Below are 26,817 nucleotides of genomic sequence, written 5' to 3'. Positions count from 1 at the left end.
CTCTCGTTTCATTCTGCTGATGCCCACGCCCATGTTACGCTCCATCGAGTCCTGGAAAGTTAATCTGATATCTGTTTGGTTTGGCTGCTTTTTTACCGGCCTTGCTATCAGTCAGATCATTCCCTTCCTGCCGCTGTATGTGGAAGAACTCGGGATTCGTGGCGGTAACGCGCTCAGCGTCTGGTCTGGACTCACTTTCAGCGTCACCTTCATTGTTTCTGCCGCCGTCGCGCCGTTATGGGGCAGCCTTGCTGACCGTAAAGGGCGCAAGCTAATGCTGCTGCGCGCCTCTTTCGGCATGGGCGCGGTGATTCTGCTGCAGGCGTTTGTCACTCAGGCGTGGCAGCTGTTGCTGCTGCGCGCGCTGATGGGCCTTACGTCCGGCTACATTCCCAATGCGATGGCGCTGGTGGCGGCGCAGGTGCCGCGCGAGCGCAGCGGCTGGGCGCTCAGCTGTGTTTCCACCGGGCAGATCAGCGGCGTCATTCTCGGGCCGATGATTGGCGGTTTGCTGGCGGACTGGCTCGGTTTACGCATGGTGTTTATCGTCACCGCCGTGCTGCTGATGGTGAGCTTTCTCGTCACCTTATTTCTGATAAAAGAGACCGGTTATACGCCGGTTAGCAAGCAGGACAAGCTGAGCGGGCGCGACGTGTTTCTCACCCTCGATAATCCGCGCTTAATGATCTGCCTGTTCTTCACCACCATGGTGATTCAGATGTGCAACGGCTCGGTGAACCCCATCCTGACGCTGTTCGTGCGCGAGCTGGCACCGAATGCGCAGAACATCGCGTTTCTCAGCGGGGTGATCGCCGCGCTGCCGGGCGTATCGGCGCTGATCTCCGCGCCACGGCTGGGTAAACTCGGCGATCGTATTGGCACGCAACGCATTCTGCTCGCCACTATGATGGTTTCATTATTGCTGCTGGTGGCGATGTCGTTCGTCACCAGCGCGACGCAGTTGGGCGTGTTGCGTTTCCTGTTGGGGTTTGCCGATGGTGCCATGATGCCGGCGGTGCAAACGCTGCTGGTGCGGCATTCACGCGATAACGTCACCGGGCGCATTTTCGGCTACAACCAATCGTTTATGTACTTGGGTAACGTGGCGGGTCCGCTGCTGGGCGCGGCGGTATCGGCGGCAACCGGCTATCGCTGGGTGTTCTTCGCCACGGCGATGGTGGTGATGGTTAACGTGATCTTCCTGCGCCGCTTCTATCGTCGGCCGAAAACCACGCTGACTCCACCTTTGAGCCAGCGTGAAACCGCAGAAAAACTTACTGACGCAACGTCAGCGCGTAGTGCCAGCGCTGCTGAGAAAGCAAAAACTCCGGGCTAACGCTTGGGCTCCATGAATCATCACCGCCGACGCCCATGTGGAAGCCGTCGAGGTGCAGCCAGCAGCCCTCCTCTTGCTGCAATAAGTGGCGATGCGAGGTGGCACGCAGCTGTTCAAGGCTGAAGCGACTGAGCGAAAAGGCGAAGTCGCCGCTCACCTGCAAGCCATTGCTCTGTAACTGACGCGCGCCGCAGCGCAAACCATTTTCACCGGGGAACACATACGCGGTGCTGAGCGCTGCCAGCGGCAGCTGCCAGCGCGAGAACTGCGCCGCCAGTTGGCGATCCGGATAGTTCTCGTGCGGGCCCAAACCGAGCCAGCTCACCTGCTGCGGCGACTTCGCCAGTTGGCAGCGCAGCCCGATGCGTGCCGGCGCCGGCAGACCGGGCGCCTGTTCCACATTGACGCTAATGGACAACTCACCGTTAGCATTAATTTGATAGCGTTTGTGGCTGGTGAAAGCCAGCTGACCGTTGGCCAGCCACTGATGCCAGGTTTCAATCAGCACGCTGTGTTTCAGGCTATCGACCTGCATATCCACCAGCACCGCTTGTAACTCATCGTAGCCCGCACGTTTCCAGCGCTCGACCCACGCATTGGGATCAACATTGGCAGCTTCGCTGGTGCCGATATCGTTATCAATCGGCGCACGAATAAAGCACTCCTGCAGCGGCGTGAGCAGCGTTTCTTCATCATCAACAAACCATTGCACCAGCTCGCCACTGCGGCGCGAGAAGTGCCAGCGCTGCTGCGGCACAACCACCGCCACCAAATCGTGATTGGCGATCAGTTCCGGCGCGGTGGCACCGATCTCCACAACGCGCACCGGCAGCGCAGCGGGCAGCGGCCACTGATCCCAGGCGACGCGCGCATCCGCTTCGGACCACGGCGTGGCGTTGATTTGATGCACCGCCAGATTCAGCCACGCGTTGCCCTGCAAATCTTCACTGGCGGGCAGCGTAAAGGTCTGGCTGCCTTGAGCGGCGAGATCGAGCGGCAATTCACCGCTGGCGATGGCAACGCCATCCTGCTCGATTGACCAGCGCAGCACTTCGTTATCGCTGCGGCGGAACAGATATTCGCTGCTGACGGTAAAGCGATACGGCTCGTTAGCATCCCGCTGAAACTGAAAGAACTGCTGCGCGCGCTGGGCTTCAAACAGCGCCGGATGCGGTGAGCGGTCGGCAAAAACCAGCCCGTTCATGCAGAACTGGCGATCGTTTGGCGTATCGCCAAAATCCCCGCCGTAGGCTTGCCAGGCTTCACCGTTGTCGTCGTAGCGCGTCAGGCTTTGATCGACCCAATCCCAGACGAAGCCGCCCTGCAAGCGCGGGAACTGGCGGAAGGCTTGCCAGTATTTCGCGAAACCGCCAAAGCTGTTGCCCATCGCGTGGGCGTATTCACACAGAATCAATGGCCGCGTCTCGCCCGGCAAACCAATCCACTTTTTCAGCGACCACTTTGGCACCGCCGGAAAAGGCTGATCCTGATCGACGCGCGCGTACATCGGGCAGACGATATCGGTGGCGGCGGTGTTGGCGCCGCCGCCTTCGTACTGCACCGGACGCGTCGGATCGCTGCTTTTCACCCAGTGATAGAGCGCATCGTGCGTGCTGCCGTGACCTGATTCGTTGCCCAGCGACCAGATAATAATGCAGGCATGATTGCGGTCGCGCTGCACCATGCGCGTGACGCGCTCGCTGTAGGCGGCGAACCAGCGCGGATCGCTGGAGAGGCGATTCATGGGCTGCATACCGTGCGTTTCGATATTCGCCTCATCCACCACATACAAACCATATTGATCGCACAGGCGATACCACAGCGGATGATTGGGATAGTGCGCGCAGCGTACCGCGTTGAAGTTGTGGCGCTTCATCAGCTCGATATCGCGGCGCATGCTGGCTTCATCCGCCACCTGACCGTGTTCCGGGTGATGTTCATGGCGGTTCACACCACGAATCAGCAGCGGCTTGCCGTTGAGGCACAATTGGCCCTGTTCAATGCTGACGCGGCGGAAACCGACGTCGTAAGCTTCGGCTTCGAGCACGGCACCGTTTTCATCCAGCAGCGTCACCACCGCGCGATAGAGATGCGGCGTTTCGGCGCTCCACAGTTGCGGCTGGTTGACCGGCAAAATCAGCAGGGCGCGTTCGGGATAATGACCGCGCTCGTCGATAATCGCACTGCCGGGTGCCTGTTCCTGCTCACCAATGCAGCTGTCGCCGCGCCACAAACTGACGCGCAATCGGCACTGCGCGGGCTGACGATCGCCGGCGTGGATCTTGACGCTGACACGCAGATCGCCGCGCAGGTATTCCGGGCTCAGCGCGGTTTCAATCTGCACATCGGCCAACTGCGTCTCCGGCTTATGCAGCAAGCTGACATCACGGAAGATGCCGCTCATGCGCCACATATCCTGATCTTCCAGATAGCTGCCATCGCACCAGCGCAGAACCATCACGGCTAAGCGGTTCTGGCCGGGCTGCAAGGCGTGAGTAAGATCAAACTCGGCGGGCAGGCGGCTATCCTGCGAATAGCCGATCCACTGGCCGTTACACCACAGGAAAAAGGCCGAATTTACGCCGTCGAAGATAATGCGCGTCTGGCCCTGTTGTAGCCAGCTAGCATCCACTTTGAATGTGAGCGAGTAGCATCCAGTAGGATTCTGTTGCGGCACCAAAGGTGGCGTGACCGGAATCGGATACTGCACGTTGGTATAAATTGGCGCGTCAAAGCCGTGCAGCTGCCAGTTTGCGGGCACCGGCAGCGCATCGGCGCCAGGCAAATCCTGTAGCAGCCAGCTTTGCGGTACCGCTTCCGGCTGCGTGAAGTAGCTGAAGCTCCATTGGCCGTTCAATAGCTGGCGCGAAGGCGAAGGGCGATCGTCGCGCGCGCTGATTTCGTCGCGCCAGCTGGCAAACGGCGGATGCGCATCCAGTCGATTAAGGCTGGTGATCACCGGATTTTCCCAGTCACGGCGCGCCAGAATTTCACTCAGGGAGACAGCAGATAAGCTCATGATGAGATCTCATTTATTGTAATGCGCTCACATTGCGTGAAATCGCACCGGCTGTAAAGCGTTCAACAACGATTTTGCGCAGCGCGTTGGCAGCAATCTATGCCACCCGTGCAATGTTTTTGCCGCTTTAGTGCCAGTAAATTGTTAAGCGTGGTGAGCAGAGATGAATAGCGCCGGGTTGCGGAGAATTCTGTATTGTCGTGCTCGATGCGGCCTCATACACTCAGCCCGATTTCACCATTCCGAGGTAATTATGGTCCGTATGATTAAAATCGCCGCAGTTGTGGCATTGGTCACCGCGTTGAGCGGTTGTATTTTCCCACCTCCGGGTGGCGGCGGTTGGGGTGGCGGTCATGGTGGCGGCGGTCCGGGACGCGGATTTATGGGACCGCATTAATACCCGTCATACTTCAGGCTGCAGGTGGGTTGGCTGCGTGCATTCACCTTCAGTCACTTACTGAAGTAAGCTCCTGAGGATGATTGCACTTGCCGCCTTCCTGCAGTCGAATTATTTAGGATATAGGTGAGCGAAACGTTTCAATTAACCCTTAGGCGTTCAGTGAAACGTTTCGCTATTACCTATTGAAATCTAGCCGGTTTTTTTATTCTGCCGTTTGGCTGTTTTTTCTCTAAAACGGCTTAAAAATCCTTGTTGTTTTATTCAGCGCAATGCTAACGTCTGTTTTTCTTCTCTCATTGAGCTTGTCGCATGAAAAACCTGATTGCGGAACTCCTTCTAAAGCTGGCTGAAAAAGAAGAAGAGTCTAAAGAATTAGTGGCTCAGGTTGAGGCATTAGAAATCGTGTTAACCGCGATGTTGCGCAAACTGAATCCTGATCAATTCCACGACATTGAGGCCGCTATTAAATTAGCCATGCCGCCCGTCGCCCCCGCGGCTGAAACGCCCGATACCACCATGCTGCGTAATTACGTAGAGAAGTTGCTGCATCATCCGCGCGTATAACGGCTATCGCCTGTTTTTGCAGGCAATTGTCATTATCGATTTCTCGTATTTGCTTATTCCGTGCCATGCTTAGAGAGCAATAATGCTACGGAGAATCCGGTAATGAAATCGTGTCTTTTGGCAATAATGACAGCAGGCTTGCTGATTGCAGGCGGAGCGAGTGCGGCAGAGAAAACCGCACAGCAGGAAAAAATGACCCAGTGTAACCAGAGCGCCGGTACACAAAATCTGAAAGGCGATGCGCGTAAAAGCTTTATGAGTGACTGTCTGAAAAAAGACAGCAAAATAGGCAGTATGACGCCGCAACAAATGAAGATGAAAACCTGTAATGCTGATGCGAGCGATAAAAAGCTCACCGGCGATGCACGTAAAACGTTTATGAGTTCGTGCCTGAAGAAAAGCTGATTTAATTAGCGATAAATCGTCGCCGTTTTTAAATCACTCATGCGTGAAAAGGAATAAGGGTTCATGTTTAGCGTGAACCCTTTTTTTATTGCTGTAAGCTGCGGCGCAGACATATTCAATTTTACTTATCACGTCAGAGGAAAAACTCATATCAGGATCCTCATCACAAAACCGCACCGATAACGCTGTCAGGATGCTTTAGTCCTAAATGATGACTAATTATTCCATCCGCTCAATCCCCGCGAAGCCAGAGCGTTCGTTGGGCAGCCTTTACCTGTGGAGTCTGCTATGAATGTGCTTGATTATGCTGTGATGGCGCTTTATGCGCTGATGATTGTGGCTATAACCTTGTGGGCGATGCGCAAGGTAGGCAGCACGCGTGATTTCTTTGCGGCTGGCGGCAAAATGCCGTGGTGGCTGTCGGGCGTGTCGCATCATATGTCAGGCTACAGCGCGGCGGTGTTTGTCGCCTATGCGGCGGTGGCTTACAACATGGGCATCACCATCTATTTCTGGTGGGCGTTTCCCATCGCGATCGCGGTGTTGATAGGTTCACGCCTGTTTGCGCCGCGCTGGGCGCGCTTGCGTATCTATATGAACATCGAATCGCCGATGGAATATCTCGCCACGCGCTACAACCTGCCAACGCAAATGGTGCTGGCGTGGAGCGGGGTGCTGCTGAAAACCTTTGACGTCGGCGCGAAGTGGGCGGCGATTGCGGTGATCATCAACGTCTTCACCGGACTCGATCCGCTGATTGGCATCTGCGTTTCCGGCGCGCTGAGTTTGTTTTACACCGTGATGGGCGGATTGTGGGCGGATGCCTGCAACGACTTCGGCCAGTTCGTGGTGCAGTTTGTCGCCGCGATTGTGATGGTGGTCGCGGTGGCGGTGCATCTCGGCGGCTTTGCTGAGCTGTTCACCATCTGGCAGCGTTTGCCGCCAACCCACACCCAGATCATTCAGGAGCCGTACAGCATCGGCTTTATTCTCGCCTATTTCGTCATCTACACGCTGAGCTACAACGGCGGCACCTGGAATCTGGCGCAGCGCTTTATAGCCGCGCCCGCCGGCCGCGATGCACGCAAAGCGGCGCGCCTCTCCGCCGCGCTCTATCTCATCTGGCCGCTGATTCTGTTCTGGCCGATGTGGGCAGCGCCGCTGTTGTTTCCCAATCTCAGCGATCCGTCGCGCTCTTATTCGATGATGGCGATGGAGCTGCTGCCGAATGGTCTAGTGGGTTTGGTGCTGGTGGCGATGTTTACTCACACGCTGTCGATGACCTCGTCGGATGCCAACGCCATTACGGCGGTGGTGACGCGCGATATCCTGCCCGGCATGCTGCCGAAACACTTTCAGCGCGGTAAAAGCTCGCTGCTGGTGGCGCGGCTCACCGCTTTTATCTTCATTATCACCACGCTGGTTATTGCCATGAACGCCAGCCACTTCGGCGGCGTGCTGTCGCTGCTGATCATCTGGTTTGGCGGCTTAGTCGGCCCGATCTCCATTCCCATGCTGCTGGGTTTGCTGCCGGCATTTCGTCGCAGCGGCAGCGCCGCCGCGCTGGTGAGTTGGGCGATCGGCGTCGGCACTTTCTTCTGCGTGAAATTTGTCTTTACCGATGTCAGCACCGCCACCGTGGTGGCTGCGCCGGTGATGTCCTCGCTGGTGCTGTTTGTGGTGATGGGCTGGTTACGCCGCGCGCCGGTGCGCCCGGAAGTAGATCAGCTGCTGAACGCACTCAATCAGGATCAGGATGCGCCTGCCGCACAGCGCTGGGCGCATAAAAGCAACGTCTCTCAGGAGGGATAATATGACGCTCTTACAACAGGGAACCCGAGATCGCTTACGGATCAAACGCTTCGCCAGCCGCGCGGCATTAGGTGCGGCTGCGGCGCAGGATGTGGCCGCGTTTCTGCGTCAACGGCTGAGTGAACAGCATGTGGTGCGCATGGTGTTTGCCGCCGCGCCCTCGCAAAACGAGTTTCTCGCCGCGCTGATTGCGGCTGGGGATATCGACTGGTCGCGTATTCACGCTTTCCATATGGACGAGTACATCGGGCTGGAGACGGATGCGCCGCAGCGTTTCAGCCACTTTTTACGCCAGAAGCTGTTTGATAGGGTGCAGCCTGGTGAAGTCCATCTGCTTCCCTCTTGCGGCGATCCTACCGCGATCTGTGCGGATTACGCGGCAAAACTTACCGCTGCACCGATTGATGCAGTGTGTCTGGGCATTGGCGAGAACGGCCATTTAGCCTTCAACGATCCGCCGGTGGCCGACTTCAACGATCCTTTCTCCGTTAAGGTGGTGCAGCTGGATAATGCCTGCCGCCAGCAGCAGGTCAACGATGGCTGTTTCGCCAGTTTCAAGGCGGTACCGACGCATGCCGTGACGCTCACGATTCCAGCCTTGATGAGTGGTGCGCGGCTGTTCTGCATGGTGCCGGGTGCCAGCAAACGCGCGGCGGTGCGCGCAACGCTTGAGGATGCGATCTCCACCGCGTGTCCGGCGACGTGTCTGCGCCAGCATGCCGATTGCACGCTCTATACCGACAGCGATGCCTGCCCGGAGGTGACCTTTGACTAACCTCATTTTGCGCGGTCGCGATTACCGCACGCTGCAACCGATTGAGCTGGAGATTGAGCACGGCACCATCAGTGATGTGCGCGCGCTGAATAAACTGGAAGAGGAGATTATCCTCGCGCCGGGCTTGGTCGATCTGCAGGTCAACGGTTTTCAGGGCGTCGATTTTAACCATTTTCCTTTTAGCGAAGAGGATGTGCTGCACGCCACGCGCGCGCTGTGGCAGCAGGGCGTCACCAGCTTTCTGCCAACGGTGATCACCGCCATGTCGGAGGAAATTGCGCAGGCGATGCAGCGACTCGCCAGCGCCCGCCAGCAGCATCCTGACGTGGCACGCGCCGTTTCGGGGTTTCATCTGGAAGGACCTTTTTTGTCGCCTGAAGATGGGCCGCGCGGTGCGCATCCGCGCGAGGCGATTCGCGCACCGGATATTGCGCTGTTCGACAGCTGGCAGCAAGCCGCGCAGCAGCATATTCGCCTGCTCACGCTGTCGCCGGAATGGCCGCACAGCGATGCGCTGATCAAACATTGTGTGGCGCAGCAGGTGCGCGTCGCCATTGGGCATACGTCCGCCACGCCAGCGCAAATTCACGCGGCGGTTGACGCGGGCGCCACGCTCTCCACCCATCTCGGCAACGGCGCGCATCTGCAACTGCCGCGTCATCCCAATTACATCTGGCAGCAGCTGGCGGAAGATGCGCTGACGGCCACGTTGATTGCCGATGGCGATCACCTGCCGGCGGACGTGCTGAAAGTGTTCCTGCGTGCCAAAGGCGAGCAAGCGCTGCTGGTCAGTGACGTCACCTCGTTCGCCGGGCAGCCGCCTGGCATCTACGACACCGCGATTGGCGGCCGCGTGCAGCTTAGTGCCAGCGGACGCCTGAGCATCGCCGATGCGCCGCAGCTGCTGGCGGGATCGGCGCGTGGTTTGCTGGAGGGCGTGAACTTCCTGCTGCGCCATCAGCTGGCGACGCTGGCGCAGGCGATTGAGATGGCGTCTGTTCGTCCGGCGCGGCAGCTCAATCTGCCACAGCAGCAAGGTTTGGCGTGCGGCGCACCCGCCGATGTGCTGCTGCTGGCTGCTCAGGCGGACGGCGGCGTGGCTTTACGCGGCTGTGTGAAGCAAGGCGCTGTCGTGTGGCGGGATGGTGAAGATTATCTTTAGCGAATAAACAATAACTTACCTACCTCAGCGCGTTGTTGATGCGGACAAATCACCATGCTTTGCCAGGCTTACTCTTTGTAGGGATTTGCTGAATACCTCAAAAACCACAAGAAAGGAGGCCTAACGTGAGCTATCAAACTGTCGTGGAACTCAAGTCGCTGGCACAGCGCAAACCTACCAAATTTACCGTCGGCGACACCGATGTGGTACTGATACGTGACGATGAGCGGGTGCAGGCGTTTCAGGCCAAATGCCCGCACGCCGGTGCGCCGTTAGAGCAGGGCGCGGTGTGTGGCGACAAGCTGATCTGTCCGTGGCACAAAGCGGTGTTTCAGCTGCAGGATGGGCAGATGTGCGAGCCGCTGGCGCTGGCGAATCTCAAGCGTTATCCGGTGCGCATCGAACAAGGCAAAGTGCTGGTCAGCCCGCAGGCGATGTCGCCCGCCAGTGCGCCCTCCGCACAAGGTGAGTCACCGGTATGCGTGATTCTCGGTTCGGGCGCGGCGGGGAGTGCGGCGATCTGGACGCTGCGCGATGAAGGTTTTAAAGGGCATATTGTGTTGATCGAGCGGGAATCGGCCGCACCTTACGATCGCACCGCACTGAGCAAATTCGTGCCGTCCGGCAAAATGGCGATTGAGGATGTACCTAAGCTGCTGCAGCAGGATGTGCTGGGTACGGTGGAGCGGATTCAGGGCGATGTCGAGCAGCTCAAAGCGCTTGAGCAAACGCTGATCCTTAAAGGCGGTCAGCAAGTGAAGTTTGACCAACTGCTCATTGCCAGCGGTGGCGTGCCGCAACCGCTCGATATACCGGGTAAAGATCTCGACGGCGTGCATCTGCTGCGATCGCTTAATCAGGCCGATGAGTTACTCAAAGAGGTGGATAAAACCGAACAGCTGGTGATTATCGGCAACAGCTTTATCGGCATGGAGATGGCAGGTTCGCTGCGTAATCGTGATGTTGATGTCACGGTGATTGCGCGCCAGCCGCTGCCGTTCGCTAAACAGTTTGGCGAAGAGATTGGCCGCCACTTTTACGATCTGCATCGCAGCAACGGCGTGAAGTTTGTCGAAGGTGATCCCGTGGCGCTGGAAGGCGAGGGCAAAGTCACTGCCGTGCGCCTGAAGAGTGGCAAAAAAGTTGATGCCAGCCTGGTGCTGTTTGGCACGGGCGTGGTGCCGGCGACCTCATTCATCCACGACCTGCCGCTGGAAGAAGATGGCAGCTTGCTCACCGACAGCCAGCTGCGCGTGGCCGATAACATCTGGGTGGCCGGTGATATCGCCAGTTATCCGTCGGTGCAGGGCCCACAACGCATTGAGCACTATCGCGTGGCGCACCAGCAAGGGCGCATCGCGGCGCTGAATATGTTAGGGAAACAGGTCTTGTATGACCGCGTGCCGTTCTTCTGGACCGCGCATTACGGTACCCGCTATGAGTATCTGGGGCATGCGGAAGAGTGGGACGATTACCGGCTGCTGGGATCGCTGCAGAATAAGCAGTTTATCGCTTTCTATTGTCAGGAGGGGATGATTACGGCGGTGTGTTCTGCCGGGTTATATACGCTGACAGCAGCGCTGGTGCAGGAGATGCAGCAGCCCATGACGCTGGCGCAGGGTATTGCGCTGTATGAGGCGTACGCAGCGGCCTGATGCCCTCTCCCACAGGGAGAGGGAGACGCAGCCACATGCCCGATCGGACCCCTCTCCCGCATGCGCGAGTTTGCCACATGCTCGATCAGTTCCCTCTCCCGCTTGCGGGAGAGGGTTAGGGTGAGGGGCAAAGCGCACCGATCACTGCTTACTCAACGCCTCTGACTTCGCCATACACTGCTGCATCGCATTAATCACCGCAGCGCGGAAGCCTTTCTCTTCCAGCACTTTCACCGCTTCGATGGTGGTGCCGCCTGGCGAGCACACCATATCTTTCAGCTCGCCGGGATGCTTGCCGGTTTCCAGCACCATCTGCGCCGAACCTTTGACCGCCTGTGCCGCAAACTGATATGCCTGCGCACGCGGCATGCCGCCGAGCACCGCCGCATCGGCCATCGCTTCAATAAACATAAACACATAGGCTGGCGCTGAGCCGCTCACGCCAACCACCGCGTGAATCAGGTATTCATTTACCACCGCCGCTTTGCCGAAGCTTTCGAAAATCCCCACCACTTCATCCACTTCATGCGCTTCCACTAGCACGTTTGGCGTCACCGAGGTCATACCTTCGTTCACCAGTGATGGCGTATTGGGCATCACGCGGATGATTTTGCGATCGTGGCCGAGCACCGATGCCAGAGAATCCAGCGTCACGCCTGCGGCAATCGAGACCACCAGCACATCTTTCTTCAGCTGGCCGGCAAGATCTTTCAGTACTTTGAGAATCACATTGGGTTTCACCGCGCCAAACAGGATATCCACTTCGCGCGCCAGACTTTCCACGCTGTCTGCGGCGGTGACGCCATATTGCTGCGCCATCGCCTGATTGGTGGCGGGCTTACGGTCGAATACCCAGATATTGGCGGGGGCGATCTGCCCGCTGTTGACCAGTCCGCTAATGATGGCTTTCGCCATATTGCCGCAGCCGACAAACCCGATTTTTTTATCCAGCATCGCTTTATCCTCTAAGTGGTTCATTTTCTGTGGGGGTAAGCTTACGTCAGCGAGGATTAATAACAAGGCGGGCGGCCAGCAAAAACAGTTGCCATTCTGCCGTAGCACGGCAAGATCAGCCTCATTGTCTGTGAAAAAGGAGTCATCATGTCGATTTGGGTTGATGCCGATGCCTGTCCCAATGTCATCAAAGAAGTGCTGTACCGCGCGGCTGAGCGCACCAAAGTTACCGTGACCTTTGTCGCCAACCAACCGCTGCGCGTGCCGCCGTCGCCGTGGCTGAAAACGCTGCAGGTTGCTGCCGGGTTTGACGTGGCGGATAACGAGATTGTGAAACGGGTGCAACCCGGCGAGCTGGTGATCACCGGCGATATTCCGCTGGCGGCAGAAGTACTGGAGAAGGGCGCTGCGGCGCTGAATCCGCGCGGAGAGCGTTATTCGACAGACACCATTCGTCAGCGCTTAACCATGCGTGACTTTATGGAAACGATGCGCGCCAGCGGGATTCAGAGTGGCGGCCCGTCGACCTTAAGCCAACGCGACCGCCAACTGTTCGCCAATGAACTAGATAAGTGGTTACGTCAGCGCTGATCAGACGAAGCTATCATCGTCGTCAAAGTCGCCGCCGCTGCCAAAGTCACCGAAATCATTGTTGTCCGCCAGGTTGTTATCCCAGCCCGAGTTATCATTCAGGAACGCATTGTTGCTGTCGTTGCCGTTAAAGGTGTCGAGGCTGTTATCGACCTGCGGCAGCGCCGGTTCGTTGATGATGTTAACGATCTCTTCCGGCTGCGAATGGTGGAACATGCTGGTCAGCATATCCGCCATCACCACGCCGCCCGCCACGCCAACGGCCGTCTGCAATGCGCCGCCGAGGAAGCCGGTGCCGCGTGCCGCCGGCGCAGCAGATTGCTGCTGTGGTGGCGCATATTGCTGTTGTGGCTGCGGCGGTGGATTCCCCCACGCTGGCTGTTGTTGCGCCGCCGGGCGCGATCCGCCACCAAACAGGCTGGAAAGAAAACCGCCGCTGCTCTGCTGCGGTGCCTGTTGCTGCTGCGCCTGCGCCAGACGATTTTCCAGATCCGTAACCTGCGCATTAAGCTTTTTCAGCGCCGCTTCCTGAATCAGGATCGCCTGTGACATGTAGTAAGGCGCGCCGGGCTGATTCTGTAGATGCTGTTTGATTAACTGCTCTGCGCCAGCATCACGCGGGCCGCTTTGCGTCTCAGCCTGTTTCAGTCGGCTGAACAGGTTTTCAATAAGTTGTTGTTCTTCGCTTTGCATGGGGAACCCTCCGTTAAGGTATGCCTCATATATGAGGGCGCGACCAAAGAAAGTAAATCAGCGGCCTGGTAAGGAAATGTTGGCCGCTGTTACATTTGGCCCGATGCACGATTCATGCATTGTTTTTTGCAGCTTAATCAAAGGACTAGCTTAGGATGTGACTGAAATACGCGTAAATCGTGCCTCGCGGGTGGCTGATAAAATAAAATCCAGGTATTATGCGACGCATTATTGACCTGATGACGTTGCCCGTGCGGCACATTACGGCGGAGGATGAGCCCGGATGTCATTACCCATCTATCTGATCGGCGCACGCGGTTGCGGTAAAACCACGGTTGGCCAGGCGCTGTCGCAAGCGCTGGGCTATGCCTTTAACGATACCGATCACTATTTGCAACTCACTACGCAACGCAGCGTGGCGGAGATTGTGGCATCTGAAGGGTGGGATAGCTTCCGCGCCCGCGAAACGGAATCGCTGCGCGCGGTCACCGCTCCGAATACGGTCATCGCCACCGGCGGCGGCATGGTGCTGGCGGAAGTGAATTGTCGCTTTATGCGCGAACACGGCCAGGTGATTTGGCTGAACGCGCCTTCAGACGTGCTGGCCGATCGTCTGGAACATCAGCCGGAAGCCGCGCAGCGTCCCACCTTAACCGGCCGCCCGATTGCCGAAGAGATGGGCGATATTTTGCGTGAGCGTGCTCATTTGTATCGCCAAACCGCGCATCATGAAGTCAACGCGATGCAATCGCCCGATCGCGTAGTAGAGCAAATTCTGAAATCACTCTCTTTAGCGCGCGCCAGCTAAACCCTCAGATTTCTCTCTGTTTCTTTGCAGCGATCCTCAGTTGTCTATACTTAGCGTTAGGCAGAGGATCACCGCTGTCTGTGGACAACTGATAGAAGAGGGAAAACAATGCCAACGAAACCACCCTATCCGCGCGTCGCGCGTATTGTCGCCGTTGAAAAAGGTTCGGCGGATCAAACCGTCACCTGGTATGAATTACGTGCCGACCATCCCAAACCCGATACATTAATAAGCGAACACAAAAGCGAAACCGAAGCGCAAGATGCCAAAGAGCGCTACGAAGACGCTGAAAAAGATTAAGTTCACCCGTCATATTTCAAGCTGCAGGTGCGTTGGCTGCATGTGTTCACCCCAGTCACTTACCTAAGTAAGCTCCTGGGGGATTCACCCATTTGCCGCCTCCCTGCAACTTGAACTCTATAGGGTAAAGAATTCAGCCGAAAAACTGCAATATTCCAAAAAAGTTACACACTTTCCTGCGGAATATTTAACTCACCTAATTACGTCATTTATTTCCCACTTCACGCCGTATTTTATTCTGCCTTAAATTCCCTCAGAAACGTCCGGCTTAAAATTTGCGCTTGACCGTCAAAGCGTCGCGCTTTACTTTCTGGTTATCGAAAGAGGAACTGTGTTCCATATAGTGAAACCAACGCCATGACCACACTTGAAAATGCCTCCGCTGTACTGAAGCTGTTTCAGCGCTTTGGCGTGACGCAGGGCCATCCCGGCTTGACCTTTACCGAGGTGGTGGATGCGTTAGGCATGCCGAAAAGCACGGTCTCGCGCCTGTTAGCGACCATGGAGAGTGAAGGCTTACTTGAGCGTGACACTGAAAGTCGCTGCTTCCAGATTGGTCGCGTGCTGCTGTCGGTGGCGGGTCACTATCTGTCGACGCCGCTGGTGGATAGCGCGTCGGCGCCGATGGCGCGCCTGGCGGCCAGCAGCGGTTGCATGGGTTATATCTCGGTGCTGGATGGCGACGATGTGCTGGTAATGCGCATGTATCACGGCCGCTTCTTCACCCAGCTGGTGACGCCGCCGGGCACGCGCGTTTCATTGACCGGCACTTCGACCGGACGCGTGCTGCTGGCGCAGCTCAGTGATGACGAGGTTCGCGAACGTTTTGCCAGCAACTGGCAGGCGGCTTCGATGAACTCGCCGCTGAGCGTCGATGCGTTATGCAAAGAGTTAGCGGTAATTCGCCAGCAAGGCTGGGCACTGGCGCGCAATGAGACGCTGCCGGGCATCAGTTCGCTGGCGGTCGCGGTAACCAATAAACATCGCGGTGAAAGTGCCGCGCTCTGTCTCTCGTTTTTATCGCAAGAAGCGGCGCCCGGATATCCGGAGAGGCTGCTCAGCGAACTACGCGCAACGGCTGCACTGATGGCCGAAAAATACGGCGCATAATCCTGTCCAAAACAGGAAACCCTATTTTAGTTTTGAAGGCGTTTATTCGCGCCACACCAGGGAAATAGCAGGTCTTCGGACCTGCTTATTTCAATAATCAGGGAACGATTAATATAAAAACGTTGATGTCCCGCGTGTCGGGCACTTCGAATTAAAGCGTTTTCTACAGGGTGAAAATACGGGGATCTCATGCGTCAAAATAATCCAATAAAAAGCGTTGGCGTTGCCTTAATGCTGGTTCTGCTGTCCGTTGCCGGCGCCATCATTGGGGTTCAGCTTATTACCACCATTGGGGTAACACCCAATACCTCTATTATCGGCGCACTTTTTGCCATGCTGCTGGCGCGTATTCCGCTGCAATGGTTTCGTCGCTATCGCTCCATTGAAGTACAAAACCTCGCGCAAACCGCCATCTCCTCGGCCACCTTCGGTGCGGCCAACAGCCTGTTAATGCCGATTGCGGTGCCGTGGGCGCTGGGTGAGCCGCAGCTGGTGCTGCCGCTGTTTGTTGGCGTCAGCGCGGCGATGCTGCTCGATGCTTATTTACTCTATCGTCTATTTGATACCCGCGTCTTCCCGGCCAGCAATGCGTGGCCGCCGGGCGTGGCGGCAGCCGAAGCGATCAAAGCCGGTGACAAAGGCGGTCGTCAGGCTTGGCTGCTGGTGGTGGGGATTGTTGGCGGCATCGTGGGTTCGATGCTGAAGATCCCGATGTCGGCATTTGGTACCGCGTTTATCGGTAATATCTGGGCGCTCAGCATGCTAGGTATGGGTTTCCTGCTACGCGCCTACGCGCAACCGGTTGCTGGCATTGATATCAACGCACTCTATATTCCGCACGGCGTGATGGTCGGTGCCGGTTTGGTGGCGTTAATTCAGGTGGTGCAGGTGATTCGCAGCCGCCGCAATGATCAGGTCAACGTCAGCCGTAGCGACAGCGAAGTCAAACGTTCGCTGGGTTTCGGCACCGTCGGTTACATCGTCATCTCCACGCTGCTGGCGCTGGCGGGCGGTCTGTGGAGCCAGATGGGCCTGCCGATGCTGGTGCTGTTTATCCTTTACGCCGCCTTTGCTGCCTTCGTGCATGAATTGATTGTTGGTATCGCCGCCATGCACTCTGGCTGGTTCCCGGCCTTTGCGGTGGCGCTGATTACCCTGATTCTCGGTATTCTGCTCGGCTTCCCGCCGTTGGCGTTGTGCCTGCTGTGTGGTTTTACCGCCGCTACCGGTCCGGCGTTTGCCGATATGGGTTATGACCTGAAAGCCGGCTTTATCCTGCGCGGTAACGGTGCCGATGTGCAGCAAGAGCTGTGGGGTCGCCGTATCCAGCTGATCGCCGCGATGATTGCCTTTGTGATCTGTATTCCCGTGGTGTGGTACGCGCACACCATTTTCTTTGCCGAGAATCTGCTGCCGCCGGTGGCGCGCGTCTATGCCAAAACTATTCAGGCCGGTGCGGAGCCGGGGATTGCCGGCAACCTGCTGATGTGGGCGATTCCGGGCGCGATTATTCAGTTGATCGGCGGACCGAAGCGTCAGCTTGGCGTCCTGCTGGCGACCGGCTTGTTAATCAACAACGCCGCGGCAGGTTGGGCGGTGATGGTGGGCATCGCGCTGCGCATTATCATCCTGCGCGTGTGGGGCGAGCGTGGACGTTCACCGATGGAGGTGATGGCCGCCGGATTTATCGCGGGCGATGCGCTCTACAGCTTCTTCCATTCACTTTTTGCCAGCGGCAGCAAAAAATAATCCAGGAAATTCATGATGAGTTTACAGCAGACACTGCAGGTCTTTGAGTTACTCGATAGCGCTTACATTGATGGTCAACAGGTGGTCGATCTGTTCGCGGCCTATCCGGGCGTCACCGCCAGCACGAAACGCGTTAGCGGCCCAAAAGGGCGGACCGATTTCGTCCGCATCGATATCCCCGGTGCGCAGGGCAAAAGCAACGGCGGCAGTGCGCCAACACTCGGCATCATTGGCCGTCTCGGCGGTATTGGTGCGCGTCCAACGCGCATTGGTATGGTATCGGATGCCGATGGCGCCGTCGCGGCGGTGAGCAGTGCGTTGAAGCTGGCGCAGATGCAGACCAAAGGCGACGTGCTGGCCGGTGATGTGATTATCACCACCCACATCTGCCCGGATGCGCCAACCCGTCCGCACGAGCCAGTCGATTTCATGGATTCGCCGTGCGACGACATCACCATGAATGACAATGAAGTGATCGCTGGCGTTGATGCGATTCTGTCGATCGATACCACCAAAGGTAACCGCATTCTCAATCACAAAGGCTACGCGCTGTCGCCGACGGTGAAAGAGGGCTACATCCTGCGCGTGTCAGAAGATCTGTTACGCATCATGGAGATGACCAGCGGCAAACCGGCGGTTACCTTCCCGATCACCACGCAGGACATCACGCCATACGGCAACGGGGTTTATCACCTCAACAGTATTTTGCAACCTTCCACCGCGACGGATGTGCCGGTGGTCGGCGTGGCGATCTGTGCCGAATCGGTGGTGCCGGGCTGCGGCACCGGCGCCAGCCACGAAGTGGATATCGCTTTAGCCGTGAAGTTTGCGGTCGAAGTGGCGAAAGAGTTCGGGCGTGAAACCTGTCACTTCTACGACCCACAAGAGTACGCGCTGCTGCTCTCTTTGTATGGTAGTCTCAGCCATCTGCGCACCCGGAAAGCCTGATGATGAACATCTCCCTGGTCACACTGACGATTGGTCAATCACCGCGTAGCGACATTCTGCCGCTGCTGCTGGAACATCTGCCCGCCGATCAGGTGGCGCATGCCGGTTTACTCGACGGCCTGACGCTAGCCGAAGTTGAGCTGCAGTATGCGCCCGCGCCGGGTGACAAGGTGCTGGTATCGCGTATGACCAGCGGCGAGCAGGTGCGCCTGTCCGTAGCAAAAGTGGAGCTGGGACTGCAACGTAAGATTAACGCGCTGGAGCAGCAGGGCTATGACACCATTTTGCTGCTGTGCACCGGCGAGTTTGGCGCGCTGAAAACCCAATCCGCTTTGCTGCTGGAGCCCGATCGCATCATCCCACCGCTGGTACGCGCGATTGTGCAAGATCATAAAGTCGGGATTGTGGTGCCGGTGGAAGAGCAGATTGCCGAGCAGGCCAACAAGTGGCGCAACTTGATCACTCCACCATGTTTTGCCGTTGCCAGCCCGTATCTGGCGGAGCAGGCCGATTTGGTGGAAGCGGGATTGTCGCTGCAGGAGCAGGGCGCGGATGTGGTGGTGCTGGATTGCATCGGCTATCACCAGCAGCACCGCGATTTCCTGCAGAAAATGCTGGGCATTCCGGTACTGCTGTCGAACGTGCTGGTGGCCAAGCTGGCGGCAGAATTGATCGTCTAACGCAGGGAGATCACAAGTTGCGATCTGTGGCGCTAATTCGCGTGACAGATCAGCGAGTTCCTTAGTAATCTGCCAGTCACGATAATGTGCTGTGAGGAAGTAATATGCTCAATACAAGTGAGTATTTCGACGGAAAAGTGAAATCCATTGGTTTCGACAGCGTGACCATTGGCCGTGCCAGCGTTGGCGTGATGGCGGAAGGTGAATACACCTTCGGCACCAATCAACCGGAAGAGATGACGGTGGTGAGCGGCGCGCTGAAAGTGCTGCTGCCGGGCGAAACCGAGTGGAAATGGTACGAAGCCGGCACCAGCTTCAACGTGCCAGGCCAAAGCGAATTCCATCTGCAGGTGGCAGAGCCTTCTTCTTATCTGTGCCGCTACCTCTAAACTCAAGCTTTAGAACATCTTAAACCTGCGACTTCTGTTGAAGCGCAGGTTTTTTTATTGCTCACCCCACGAAAATCCTGCTGGTTTGTCGTAGGGTCACCCTTAATGGCGACCAGGATCGAGAGGATTAACGCTTCGCTTCGCCGCCTAACGCTTCGACCAGATTGCTGATCAGTGCGGCCAGTTCGCTGGTCATCAGAATGAAATCGGCATCGAAACGCTGGGCGAAATCATCGCGGTCGATGTCATCATTCTGCTCACGCAGCGTGTCGCTGAACTTCAAACGCTTCACTGAAGCATCATCGGCGATAACGAACTGAATGCGTTCCTGCCAGTCAAGCGCTAGCTTAGTGACCACTTTGCCGGCTTCAATGTGTGTAGCGATTTCGTCGGAAATCAGATCCTGCTTCTTACAGCGGATCACGCCGCCATCTTCCAGCATGGCTTTCAGCTCGGCTTCATCCATCAGGGCAAAACCGGCTGGCAGCTCACCTGAGCGCACCCATTCGGTCAGCGTCAGCTCGATCGGATTCTCCAGCGTCAGCGGTACCACCGGCAGCGAACCGAGGCTTTTACGCAGCAGCGCCAGCGTGTCTTCGGCTTTTTTGGCGCTGGCACAGTCGACGATGATCAGATTGTTAACGGTGTCGATCCACATATACGTCTGGCTGAAACGGCTAAACGCGCGTGGCAGCAAGCTGTGCAGTACTTCATCTTTCAGCGAATCTTTCTCGGTCTTCTTCAGCTTGCGGCTCTGTTCTGCTTCCAGCTTGTCGATTTTGGCTTCCAGCGCCTGCTTCACCACCGGCGACGGCAGAATCTTCTGCTCGGTGCGTGCACAAATCACCATCTGACCGTTGATTTCGTGCGTCAGCGCTTCGCTGCGGTTGCCCATCGGTGAAACCCAGCCGGTTTTCGCCATATCCTGGCTGCCGCATGGCGAAAAGGTAAAGGCGTCGAGCTGTTTTTCCAGATCGTCTGCGGACAGCGGAATGTCACGATTCAGACGATAAACCATCATATTTTTAAACCACAACATCGGGATTCCTTACCGTGGGTGCGATCGGGCGCACAAGTCTCAAAGTCAGCGCGCATGATAGCGAAACATCGGATTGGTTTCATTGCCTTTCCCGATTCAGCCTTCTACTGTATTGGTCACCAGAACGAATAATGAGGAATAAATCGTGCGCATCGGGATTGATTTAGGCGGGACCAAAATTGAAGTGATTGCACTGTCTGATCAGGGTCAGGAACTGTTCCGTCATCGCGTTAACACGCCGCGTGACGACTACGCTGCCACGGTTCAGGCGATTGTCGATTTAGTGCTGCTGGCGGAGGAGAAAACCGGCCAGCAGGGCACGGTCGGCATCGGCATTCCCGGCACGATTTCGCCCTACACGCAACGGGTGAAGAATGCCAACTCCACCTGGCTGAACGGTCAGCCGCTGGATAAGGATTTAGCGCAGGCGCTGAATCGTGACGTGCGTATTGCCAACGACGCGAATTGTCTGGCGGTTTCCGAAGCGGTAGATGGCGCGGGCGCGGGTCAGCCGCTGGTGTTTGCGGTGATTATTGGCACCGGATCGGGCGCGGGCGTAGCGATTGGCGGTGAGTCGCGCATTGGCGGTAACGGCAATGCCGGTGAGTGGGGCCACAATCCGCTGCCGTGGATGGATGAGGATGAATTGCGCCATCGTGCGGAAGTGCCCTGTTATTGTGGATTGCAGGGCTGCATTGAGACCTTTGTATCGGGTACCGGCTTCGCTATCGATTATCAGCGTCTGAGCGGTAAAGCGCTGAAAGGCGCGGAGATCATCAAGCTGATTGAGCAGCAGGATCCGGTGGCGGAACTGGCGATGAATCGCTACGAAATGCGTCTGGCGAAATCACTGGCGCAGGTCGTGAATCTGCTGGATCCCGATGTGATTGTGTTGGGCGGCGGCATGAGTAACAACGATCGCCTGTACCAAACCGTGCCGGCGCTGATGAAGCAGTGGGTGTTTGGCCGCGAGTGTGAAACGCCAGTACTGAAGGCGGTACATGGCGATTCAAGCGGCGTGCGCGGGGCGGCATGGTTGTGGCCGTTGAAAGGGTAGTTTCTGTTACGCACCTCTGTATGTGCTCGCTTTCCCCCTCCTCGGTTTGTGCTCGCTTTCCCCCTCCTCGGTCCTCCCCCATAAATGGGGGAGGAAGATGCTGCTATATGTGAGTTTGGATGCAGCATGTGGCAGCGTCTCCTTCCCCCGCTTGCGGGGGAAGGCCGGGATGGGGGACAGCGTGCACACTTCCATAAATGGGGGAGGAAGATGCTGCCACATGTCAGTGAGGAAGCTGCATGTGGCAGCGTCTCCTTCCCCCGCTTGCGGGGGAAGGCCGGGATGGGGGACAGCCAGCACTAACCCACTCACTCACCCACTAACATCGAATCCTGCGGCGCGTTATCGCGCTGGGCTTTCGTCGCCAGGAAGTAGACATATCCCACCGCCATAATCGCCACAAACAAGCCGCCAATCACCGGGTTGAACCACAGCATCGCCACCAGACACACCAGCGACAGCACCAGCGCAATGCCCGGCACAATCGGATAGCCAGGCGCACGGAAGCTGCGTTCCATCTCTGGCGCAGTGCGACGCAGTTTGAACAGGCTCAGCATACTCATCAGATACATCACAATCGCGCCGAACACCGCCATGGTGATCATCGCAGCGGTCAGCGTCATGCCTTGCAGATTAATGAAACCATCGCTGTAAATCGCGGCGATGCCAATCAAACCGCCGGCGATAATCGCGCGGTGCGGCGTCTGAAAGCGCGACAGCTTCGCCAGACTTTGCGGCAGATAACCGGCGCGGGCGAGGGCGAAGAACTGGCGCGAATAGCCGAGAATAATGCCGTGGAAGCTGGCAATCAGACCAAACAGACCGATCCACACCAGCATGTGCATCCAGTTGGAATTTTCACCGACAATCATCTTCATTGCCTGCGGCAGCGGATCGTTGATGTCCGACAGCTTGCGCCAGTCGCCAGCGCCACCGGCCAGCAGCATCACGCCAATCGCCAACACCACCAGCGTCAAAATGCCGGTGATATAGGCTTTGGGAATAGTGCGTTTGGGATCTTTGGCCTCTTCGGCCGCCATCGCCGCGCCTTCAATCGCCAGGAAGAACCAGATGGCGAACGGAATCGCGGCAAAGATGCCAGACATCGCCGGCATGCCGAAATGATCGCTGCCCGCCCAGCCGTTAGCGGCAAAGTTGGCGATGCTGAAGCCCGGCGACACCACGCCCATAAACACCAGCAGCTCCAGAACCGCCAGCACGGTGACCACCAATTCGAACATCGCCGCCAGCTTAACGCCGAGAATGTTCAGCGTCATGAAGACGATATAGGCGCCGACCGCGGCGGTTTTCGGATTGAGATCGGGATATTGCACGTTGAGGTAAGCGCCAATCGCCATGGCGATCGCCGGCGGTGCGAACACGAACTCAATTAGCGTGGCGAGGCCCGCGATCAAGCCGCCGGTTTCACCGAACGCGCGGCGGCTATAGGCAAACGGACCGCCCGCATGCGGAATCGCGGTGGTCAGTTCGGTAAAGCTGAAAATGAAGCAGGTATACATGGTGGCGATCATCGCGGTGGTGATCAGAAACCCTAGCGTGCCCGCCACGCCCCAGCCGTAACTCCAGCCAAAATATTCCCCGGAAATCACCAGTCCAACCGCAATGCCCCACAAATGCAGGGTGCCCAGCGTGGGTTTGAGCTTATTCGTCATCATCTTCTCCCCGTCGTCATTGTTGGTGCGGCAGCTTCACCGCGCTTTTTTATCTTTGCGCTACAGTGAAGTGATAATGCCGCTGCCGGACGCGGGAAAACTTGACGCGGGCGCAGTGAGTTTTGTCCTCCACGGTCAACTCTAAGGCAAGAAAAGTGCCAGATGCACGCTGCGGTCAACTTTGGGTTGTCTGCGGTCAAGCAGTCAGGACGACGTCATCCCATGCTGATACCACTTGCTTGATGCTGGAGATTGATGAATGAGTGCCGAACAGTCCGATACCTTAACTGATACTGAAATCACCCTGCTGGCGCATCAGGCGCTGGCCCGTTATCCCGCGGCACTGCGCGGCGAACTCAAGCTGCTGTGCCGGTCGGAAAATGCCACCTTCCTGTTGCAGGCGGCGGGCAAACGCTACGCGCTGCGTCTGCATCGTCCTAACTATCACAGCAAAGCGGACATTCAGAGCGAGCTGCTGTGGCTGGATGCGCTGCGTGACATTGGCATCATGGTGCCGCAGGCGATCCCGGCCAGCGAGGGTGAGACCGTGCTGACGCTGCCGATGGCAAACGGCGCCGAGCGCTATGCCGTGTTGTTCCACTGGATTGAGGGTGACATGCCCACCACCGATGTCGATCCCAAAGCGTTTCAGCAGCTTGGTCACATCACCGCGCGCTTGCACCAGCACAGCCGCAGCTGGCAGAAACCGGCCGGTTTCCAGCGCATCATCTGGGATCATCACACTATGGTCAGCGATCATAGCCATTGGGGACGCTGGCAGGATGCGCCGAACCTCAATCCGGCCGATCACGGCATCGTCGCCGAAGCGGTAGCGCGCGTCGGGCAGGAGCTGCAGGGCTTTGGCAAAGGGGCGGATCGTTATGGTTTGATCCACGCCGATCTGCGTCTGACCAACCTGCTGCTGCATAAAGGCGAAACGCGGGTGATCGACTTTGATGACTGCGGACTCGGCTGGTATCTGCACGATCTGGCGGCGGCGATCAGTTTTGTTGAGCACCATCCGCGCGCCGCCGAATGGGTGGATAACTGGATCCTCGGTTACGAAAAAGTGGCGCACATCAGTGATGACGAGATGGCGCTGGTGCCGACGCTGCTGATCCAGCGCCGCATTCAGATGACGGCGTGGATGGGATCGCACGCGGAAACGGAAATGGCACTGAGCCTTGGGCCGCGCTGGGCCGATCACTCGGTGCGCCTCTGCCGACGTTATCTGGAAACCAATCAGCTGCCGGTTGGCGTCTGATGCACCAGCAGTGAGCAGCTTTGCGCTGTCGCGGCGCAGCAAAGGTCGCCATTCATGGCGACCCTGCGACAAAATCCGCATATCATCCGCCTGGTACGAATATTGCTGGAATCCTCAACCTGTTTCACTCGCGCCACACGCAGAGGTTCCGATGCAATCACTCATAACACCCACTGAAGCCTTTAGCGCCTTGTCCGTCAGCGCCAGCAACCGCGGCGTTTTGGCGGCGGCGGCCACCGGACTGAGCGGGTTTATCACTGACAAAGGCGGCGATGTCGATCGTATTTTTGGCATCAGCGGCATCAACTCCGAACTGCTGGCGAGCCCCACGCTAAGCCTGGGTTTGGTGAACTACTGCCGCGTGATGGAAGAGGCAGCGCGTCATTCCGGTTTTGATAACTTCGGTTTGCATTACGGCAAGCAGTTCAAACCGCAGTCATTAGGCTTGATTGGGTATATCGGCCTCTGTTCGCCCACGCTTGAGCAGGCGCTGCACAACGTGGTGAATGCCTTTCCGTGGCATCAGCACGACACGCTGACGCGGCTGGTGGATAAAGGCGAGTGCTGGCGGCTCGATTATCAGGTGCGCCACGGTGCGATCCTCTCCAGACGTCAGGATGCGGAGCTGACGCTCGGCATGTTCCTCAACTTGATCCGCCACGTTGCCGGCAAAAACTGGGCACCGCGTGAAGTGCACTTCGAACATCCGCGCCCGGAGCAGTGGCACGAGCACTGCAAAGTGTTTGATGCGCCGGTGTGGTTTGATCAACCGTTCAACTCATTACTGATCCCGAAACGCGATCTGCTGCGCAGCATGCCGGAACAAGATCCGATGTTGCTGATGGTGATGCAGGATGCTATCCGCCGCCTGAACAGTTGTGCCAGCCTGCAAAGCGTGGTGGAGCAGGCGCGATCGCAGGTCAATCTGTCACTGATGCAGGGCGAACCAGTGCTGGAAGAGATTGCCGAAAAAATGGGCTTGTCGAGTTGGTCGCTGCAACGGCGGCTGCGTGAAGAGGGCATCAGTTTCACGGCGCTGGTGGACAAGGTACGCTGCGAGATGGCGACGCACTATCTGCAACAGAAGCAGCTGCCAATCTCAGAGATGGCGCTGCTGCTCGGCTATTCCGAAGTCAGCGCCTTCTCCCGCGCCTTCCGCCGCTGGTTTGGCATCAGCCCGCGCCAGTGGCGCCAGGATGGCTCGGCGTTGCCGGGGCAAAACCGAACCACGCTGGCTGGTTAGCGTCCGGCGGCGGCGGTAAATGGTTGCTTTGACCAATCAACTGCCAGGCGCGCAGGCACAGCGTTTCGTCGCCTTGCGTCTGCGTCACCGCGTAGCGCCCGCTGTTTTGCCACTCAAGCCGCACCAGACATTGCTGACCGGCATAACGGCGCGCATCGCGGAAATGCTGGTTGAGCTGATGCTGCATCTCATCAGCCCACTTGCAGGATGCGCTGCCCGGCGCGCTTTGCGGCTGACACAGGTTGGCGATGCTATCCTGTTGCTTTGGCTGAGAATGCTGACAAGCGCTGAGGCCCATAACAATCATTAATCCGCCCAATAATCCCGCCATTTGATTAATTAAATTCATTAATATGCCTGTATTTTCACTAAAGTTCCTCTCTCTCACTGCCGACAGTCTACAGACCGACTCAACCAATGCTATGGCATTACTCTGACTATCGGCAGAACCAGAATTTGCCGCAGCCTCGCGGCTTTATCTCCTTTTGATTCATGGATTAGAAATGCAGAAAAAATATGCCCTTGCGGCACTCTCCTTGTTAAGCGCCACGCTGCTCAGCGGCTGCGCGACCGAATCGTCACGCGCCATTGAAGCGCCACAGGTACGTGCGGCCAGCCAGCCCGCGTATCAGGGCGTGCGCAGCCCGATTGCGGTTGGCCAGTTTGATAATCGCTCCTCGTACATGAACGGCATCTTCTCCGATGGCGTGGATCGTCTTGGCAATCAGTCGAAAACCATTTTGGTCACGCACCTGCAGCAGACCAATCGCTTCAACGTGCTGGATCGCAGCAACCTGAAAGAGTTGCAGCAGGAAGCCGGCTTTAAGAAGAGCGAGCAGAACATCAAAGGTGCGACTTACATCATCACCGGCGATATCACCGAATTTGGTCGCAAAGAAGTGGGCGATCAGCAGCTGTGGGGCATTTTGGGGCGCGGTAAGAACCAGATCGCCTATGCCAAAGTCAACCTGAATGTGGTGGATGTCACCACCTCAGAAGTGGTGTACAGCGCGCAGGGCGCGGGTGAATTCAAGCTGTCAGCGCGTGAGATCGTCGGTTTCGGCGGCACCGCCAGCTATGACTCCACTCTCAACGGCAAAGTGATGGATCTGGCGATTCGTGAAGCGGTAGATCATTTAGTGGATGGCATTAACAGCGGCGCATGGCGTCCGGCGAAATAAGGATATTGAG

26 protein-coding genes are annotated in these 26,817 nt (G+C 57.3%); 20 read left to right on the top strand and 6 right to left on the bottom strand.

Annotation, left to right across the window (positions count from 1 at the left end; all coding sequences use genetic code 11):
- Positions 1-31 precede the first annotated feature (31 nt).
- Positions 32-1,336, top strand: coding sequence for a multidrug efflux MFS transporter (locus ACVLVH_RS11360; RefSeq protein ID WP_192415356.1), 1,305 nt, complete (start codon positions 32-34; stop codon positions 1,334-1,336).
- Here the strand turns inward: ACVLVH_RS11360 and ACVLVH_RS11355 are convergent.
- Entirely contained in the window at positions 1,275-4,355 is a 3,081-nt protein-coding gene (locus ACVLVH_RS11355; RefSeq protein ID WP_192415355.1) for a beta-galactosidase, read from the bottom strand. The genes ACVLVH_RS11360 and ACVLVH_RS11355 overlap by 62 nt on opposite strands.
- 253 nt (positions 4,356-4,608) lie before the next feature.
- Here ACVLVH_RS11355 and ACVLVH_RS11350 point away from each other — a divergent pair, with 253 nt between their 5' ends.
- The 7 genes from ACVLVH_RS11350 (at position 4,609) to ACVLVH_RS11320 (ending at position 11,128) form a co-directional block, all read left to right on the top strand.
- Complete coding sequence (locus tag ACVLVH_RS11350; protein ID WP_192236733.1) at positions 4,609-4,752, top strand: hypothetical protein; 144 nt, start codon at positions 4,609-4,611, stop codon at positions 4,750-4,752.
- 312 nt (positions 4,753-5,064) lie between these two features.
- Positions 5,065-5,319, top strand: a complete 255-nt coding sequence (iraP, locus tag ACVLVH_RS11345; protein WP_101762480.1) for an anti-adapter protein IraP — start codon at positions 5,065-5,067, stop codon at positions 5,317-5,319.
- Between the two features lie 102 nt (positions 5,320-5,421).
- Complete coding sequence (locus tag ACVLVH_RS11340; RefSeq protein ID WP_101762479.1) at positions 5,422-5,724, top strand: PsiF family protein; 303 nt, start codon at positions 5,422-5,424, stop codon at positions 5,722-5,724.
- A gap of 288 nt (positions 5,725-6,012) precedes the next feature.
- Complete coding sequence (locus tag ACVLVH_RS11335; RefSeq protein WP_101762478.1) at positions 6,013-7,536, top strand: sodium:solute symporter family protein; 1,524 nt, start codon at positions 6,013-6,015, stop codon at positions 7,534-7,536.
- A gap of 1 nt (position 7,537) precedes the next feature.
- The gene (locus ACVLVH_RS11330; protein ID WP_192415352.1) at positions 7,538-8,311 is read left to right on the top strand and encodes a glucosamine-6-phosphate deaminase; all 774 of its coding nucleotides are present in this window, start codon (positions 7,538-7,540) and stop codon (positions 8,309-8,311) included.
- Positions 8,304-9,473 carry an N-acetylglucosamine-6-phosphate deacetylase gene (locus ACVLVH_RS11325; RefSeq protein ID WP_192415350.1) on the top strand — a complete coding sequence of 390 codons (1,170 nt, stop codon included), beginning with the start codon at positions 8,304-8,306 and terminating at the stop codon, positions 9,471-9,473. The genes ACVLVH_RS11330 and ACVLVH_RS11325 overlap by 8 nt, the downstream gene beginning before the upstream one ends.
- A 125-nt stretch (positions 9,474-9,598) precedes the next feature.
- Positions 9,599-11,128, top strand: coding sequence for an FAD-dependent oxidoreductase (locus tag ACVLVH_RS11320; protein ID WP_192415348.1), 1,530 nt, complete (start codon positions 9,599-9,601; stop codon positions 11,126-11,128).
- Between the two features lie 141 nt (positions 11,129-11,269).
- Here ACVLVH_RS11320 and proC read toward each other — a convergent pair whose 3' ends face one another.
- Positions 11,270-12,082 (bottom strand): pyrroline-5-carboxylate reductase, encoded by an 813-nt coding sequence (gene proC / locus ACVLVH_RS11315; protein ID WP_110867772.1) that lies wholly within the window; start codon positions 12,080-12,082, stop codon positions 11,270-11,272.
- A 147-nt stretch (positions 12,083-12,229) separates the two neighbouring features.
- Between proC and ACVLVH_RS11310 the strand changes: the two genes are divergently transcribed.
- A complete protein-coding gene (locus ACVLVH_RS11310) occupies positions 12,230-12,673 on the top strand; it encodes a YaiI/YqxD family protein (protein ID WP_008106050.1) in 444 nt (147 codons plus the stop codon).
- Here ACVLVH_RS11310 and ACVLVH_RS11305 read toward each other — a convergent pair whose 3' ends face one another.
- Positions 12,674-13,366 carry a DUF2076 domain-containing protein gene (locus tag ACVLVH_RS11305; protein ID WP_101762473.1) on the bottom strand — a complete coding sequence of 231 codons (693 nt, stop codon included), beginning with the start codon at positions 13,364-13,366 and terminating at the stop codon, positions 12,674-12,676.
- A 283-nt stretch (positions 13,367-13,649) separates the two neighbouring features.
- Here ACVLVH_RS11305 and aroL point away from each other — a divergent pair, with 283 nt between their 5' ends.
- The 7 genes from aroL (at position 13,650) to ppnP (ending at position 19,350) form a co-directional block, all read left to right on the top strand.
- Positions 13,650-14,174 (top strand): shikimate kinase AroL, encoded by a 525-nt coding sequence (aroL, locus tag ACVLVH_RS11300; RefSeq protein ID WP_192413992.1) that lies wholly within the window; start codon positions 13,650-13,652, stop codon positions 14,172-14,174.
- 108 nt (positions 14,175-14,282) lie between these two features.
- Positions 14,283-14,474 (top strand): YaiA family protein, encoded by a 192-nt coding sequence (locus ACVLVH_RS11295; protein WP_101762471.1) that lies wholly within the window; start codon positions 14,283-14,285, stop codon positions 14,472-14,474.
- Between the two features lie 357 nt (positions 14,475-14,831).
- Positions 14,832-15,584 (top strand): IclR family transcriptional regulator, encoded by a 753-nt coding sequence (locus ACVLVH_RS11290; protein ID WP_192413994.1) that lies wholly within the window; start codon positions 14,832-14,834, stop codon positions 15,582-15,584.
- 189 nt (positions 15,585-15,773) lie between these two features.
- On the top strand, positions 15,774-17,333 hold the full coding sequence (locus ACVLVH_RS11285) for an OPT/YSL family transporter (protein WP_110867769.1): 1,560 nt from the start codon (positions 15,774-15,776) through the stop codon (positions 17,331-17,333).
- Positions 17,334-17,348: 15 nt separating this feature from the next.
- Positions 17,349-18,281: a DUF1177 domain-containing protein gene (locus tag ACVLVH_RS11280; protein ID WP_110867768.1), complete on the top strand. Its 933-nt coding sequence runs from the start codon at positions 17,349-17,351 to the stop codon at positions 18,279-18,281.
- A gap of 2 nt (positions 18,282-18,283) precedes the next feature.
- Complete coding sequence (locus tag ACVLVH_RS11275; RefSeq protein WP_101762467.1) at positions 18,284-18,961, top strand: AroM family protein; 678 nt, start codon at positions 18,284-18,286, stop codon at positions 18,959-18,961.
- A 104-nt stretch (positions 18,962-19,065) separates the two neighbouring features.
- On the top strand, positions 19,066-19,350 hold the full coding sequence (gene ppnP / locus ACVLVH_RS11270) for a pyrimidine/purine nucleoside phosphorylase (protein WP_101762466.1): 285 nt from the start codon (positions 19,066-19,068) through the stop codon (positions 19,348-19,350).
- A gap of 127 nt (positions 19,351-19,477) precedes the next feature.
- Here ppnP and rdgC read toward each other — a convergent pair whose 3' ends face one another.
- Complete coding sequence (gene rdgC, locus ACVLVH_RS11265) at positions 19,478-20,389, bottom strand: recombination-associated protein RdgC (RefSeq protein ID WP_008106069.1); 912 nt, start codon at positions 20,387-20,389, stop codon at positions 19,478-19,480.
- Between the two features lie 145 nt (positions 20,390-20,534).
- Here rdgC and mak point away from each other — a divergent pair, with 145 nt between their 5' ends.
- Complete coding sequence (mak, locus tag ACVLVH_RS11260; RefSeq protein ID WP_110867766.1) at positions 20,535-21,446, top strand: fructokinase; 912 nt, start codon at positions 20,535-20,537, stop codon at positions 21,444-21,446.
- 308 nt (positions 21,447-21,754) lie between these two features.
- On the opposite strand, the gene eat is transcribed toward mak, so the two are convergent.
- Positions 21,755-23,119: an ethanolamine permease gene (eat, locus tag ACVLVH_RS11255; protein WP_061717487.1), complete on the bottom strand. Its 1,365-nt coding sequence runs from the start codon at positions 23,117-23,119 to the stop codon at positions 21,755-21,757.
- A gap of 259 nt (positions 23,120-23,378) precedes the next feature.
- On the opposite strand from eat, the gene ACVLVH_RS11250 reads away from it, so the two are divergent.
- Both ACVLVH_RS11250 and qhpR read left to right on the top strand, forming a co-directional pair.
- The gene (locus ACVLVH_RS11250; RefSeq protein ID WP_271460121.1) at positions 23,379-24,383 is read left to right on the top strand and encodes a phosphotransferase enzyme family protein; all 1,005 of its coding nucleotides are present in this window, start codon (positions 23,379-23,381) and stop codon (positions 24,381-24,383) included.
- A gap of 151 nt (positions 24,384-24,534) precedes the next feature.
- Positions 24,535-25,626, top strand: coding sequence for an AraC-like transcriptional regulator QhpR (qhpR, locus tag ACVLVH_RS11245; RefSeq protein ID WP_309835733.1), 1,092 nt, complete (start codon positions 24,535-24,537; stop codon positions 25,624-25,626).
- Here the strand turns inward: qhpR and ACVLVH_RS11240 are convergent.
- Positions 25,556-25,975 (bottom strand): cell envelope integrity TolA family protein, encoded by a 420-nt coding sequence (locus tag ACVLVH_RS11240; protein WP_498949411.1) that lies wholly within the window; start codon positions 25,973-25,975, stop codon positions 25,556-25,558. The two genes, qhpR and ACVLVH_RS11240, sit on opposite strands and share 71 nt — an antisense overlap.
- 154 nt (positions 25,976-26,129) lie before the next feature.
- Between ACVLVH_RS11240 and ACVLVH_RS11235 the strand changes: the two genes are divergently transcribed.
- The gene (locus ACVLVH_RS11235; protein WP_101762459.1) at positions 26,130-26,807 is read left to right on the top strand and encodes a CsgG/HfaB family protein; all 678 of its coding nucleotides are present in this window, start codon (positions 26,130-26,132) and stop codon (positions 26,805-26,807) included.
- Positions 26,808-26,817 lie beyond the last annotated feature (10 nt).

It is taken from the genome of Kluyvera sp. 1366, assembly GCF_054823405.1.
The sequence above is the reverse complement of the archived record's forward strand: the minus strand, read 5'-3'. Positions and strand labels throughout refer to the sequence as shown.

Coding starts and splice junctions, on each gene's coding strand:
- ACVLVH_RS11240 (WP_498949411.1), bottom strand. CDS start 25,975: ATGAATTTAATTAATCAAATGGCGGGATTATTGGGCGGATTAATGATT.
- iraP (WP_101762480.1), top strand. CDS start 5,065: ATGAAAAACCTGATTGCGGAACTCCTTCTAAAGCTGGCTGAAAAAGAA.
- rdgC (WP_008106069.1), bottom strand. CDS start 20,389: ATGTTGTGGTTTAAAAATATGATGGTTTATCGTCTGAATCGTGACATT.
- eat (WP_061717487.1), bottom strand. CDS start 23,119: ATGACGAATAAGCTCAAACCCACGCTGGGCACCCTGCATTTGTGGGGC.
- ACVLVH_RS11275 (WP_101762467.1), top strand. CDS start 18,284: ATGAACATCTCCCTGGTCACACTGACGATTGGTCAATCACCGCGTAGC.
- ACVLVH_RS11250 (WP_271460121.1), top strand. CDS start 23,379: ATGAGTGCCGAACAGTCCGATACCTTAACTGATACTGAAATCACCCTG.
- ACVLVH_RS11310 (WP_008106050.1), top strand. CDS start 12,230: ATGTCGATTTGGGTTGATGCCGATGCCTGTCCCAATGTCATCAAAGAA.
- ACVLVH_RS11330 (WP_192415352.1), top strand. CDS start 7,538: ATGACGCTCTTACAACAGGGAACCCGAGATCGCTTACGGATCAAACGC.
- ACVLVH_RS11295 (WP_101762471.1), top strand. CDS start 14,283: ATGCCAACGAAACCACCCTATCCGCGCGTCGCGCGTATTGTCGCCGTT.
- ACVLVH_RS11340 (WP_101762479.1), top strand. CDS start 5,422: ATGAAATCGTGTCTTTTGGCAATAATGACAGCAGGCTTGCTGATTGCA.
- ACVLVH_RS11305 (WP_101762473.1), bottom strand. CDS start 13,366: ATGCAAAGCGAAGAACAACAACTTATTGAAAACCTGTTCAGCCGACTG.
- ACVLVH_RS11235 (WP_101762459.1), top strand. CDS start 26,130: ATGCAGAAAAAATATGCCCTTGCGGCACTCTCCTTGTTAAGCGCCACG.
- ACVLVH_RS11285 (WP_110867769.1), top strand. CDS start 15,774: ATGCGTCAAAATAATCCAATAAAAAGCGTTGGCGTTGCCTTAATGCTG.
- ppnP (WP_101762466.1), top strand. CDS start 19,066: ATGCTCAATACAAGTGAGTATTTCGACGGAAAAGTGAAATCCATTGGT.
- ACVLVH_RS11280 (WP_110867768.1), top strand. CDS start 17,349: ATGAGTTTACAGCAGACACTGCAGGTCTTTGAGTTACTCGATAGCGCT.
- ACVLVH_RS11335 (WP_101762478.1), top strand. CDS start 6,013: ATGAATGTGCTTGATTATGCTGTGATGGCGCTTTATGCGCTGATGATT.
- ACVLVH_RS11355 (WP_192415355.1), bottom strand. CDS start 4,355: ATGAGCTTATCTGCTGTCTCCCTGAGTGAAATTCTGGCGCGCCGTGAC.
- ACVLVH_RS11290 (WP_192413994.1), top strand. CDS start 14,832: ATGACCACACTTGAAAATGCCTCCGCTGTACTGAAGCTGTTTCAGCGC.
- proC (WP_110867772.1), bottom strand. CDS start 12,082: ATGCTGGATAAAAAAATCGGGTTTGTCGGCTGCGGCAATATGGCGAAA.
- qhpR (WP_309835733.1), top strand. CDS start 24,535: ATGCAATCACTCATAACACCCACTGAAGCCTTTAGCGCCTTGTCCGTC.
- aroL (WP_192413992.1), top strand. CDS start 13,650: ATGTCATTACCCATCTATCTGATCGGCGCACGCGGTTGCGGTAAAACC.
- ACVLVH_RS11360 (WP_192415356.1), top strand. CDS start 32: ATGTTACGCTCCATCGAGTCCTGGAAAGTTAATCTGATATCTGTTTGG.
- ACVLVH_RS11350 (WP_192236733.1), top strand. CDS start 4,609: ATGGTCCGTATGATTAAAATCGCCGCAGTTGTGGCATTGGTCACCGCG.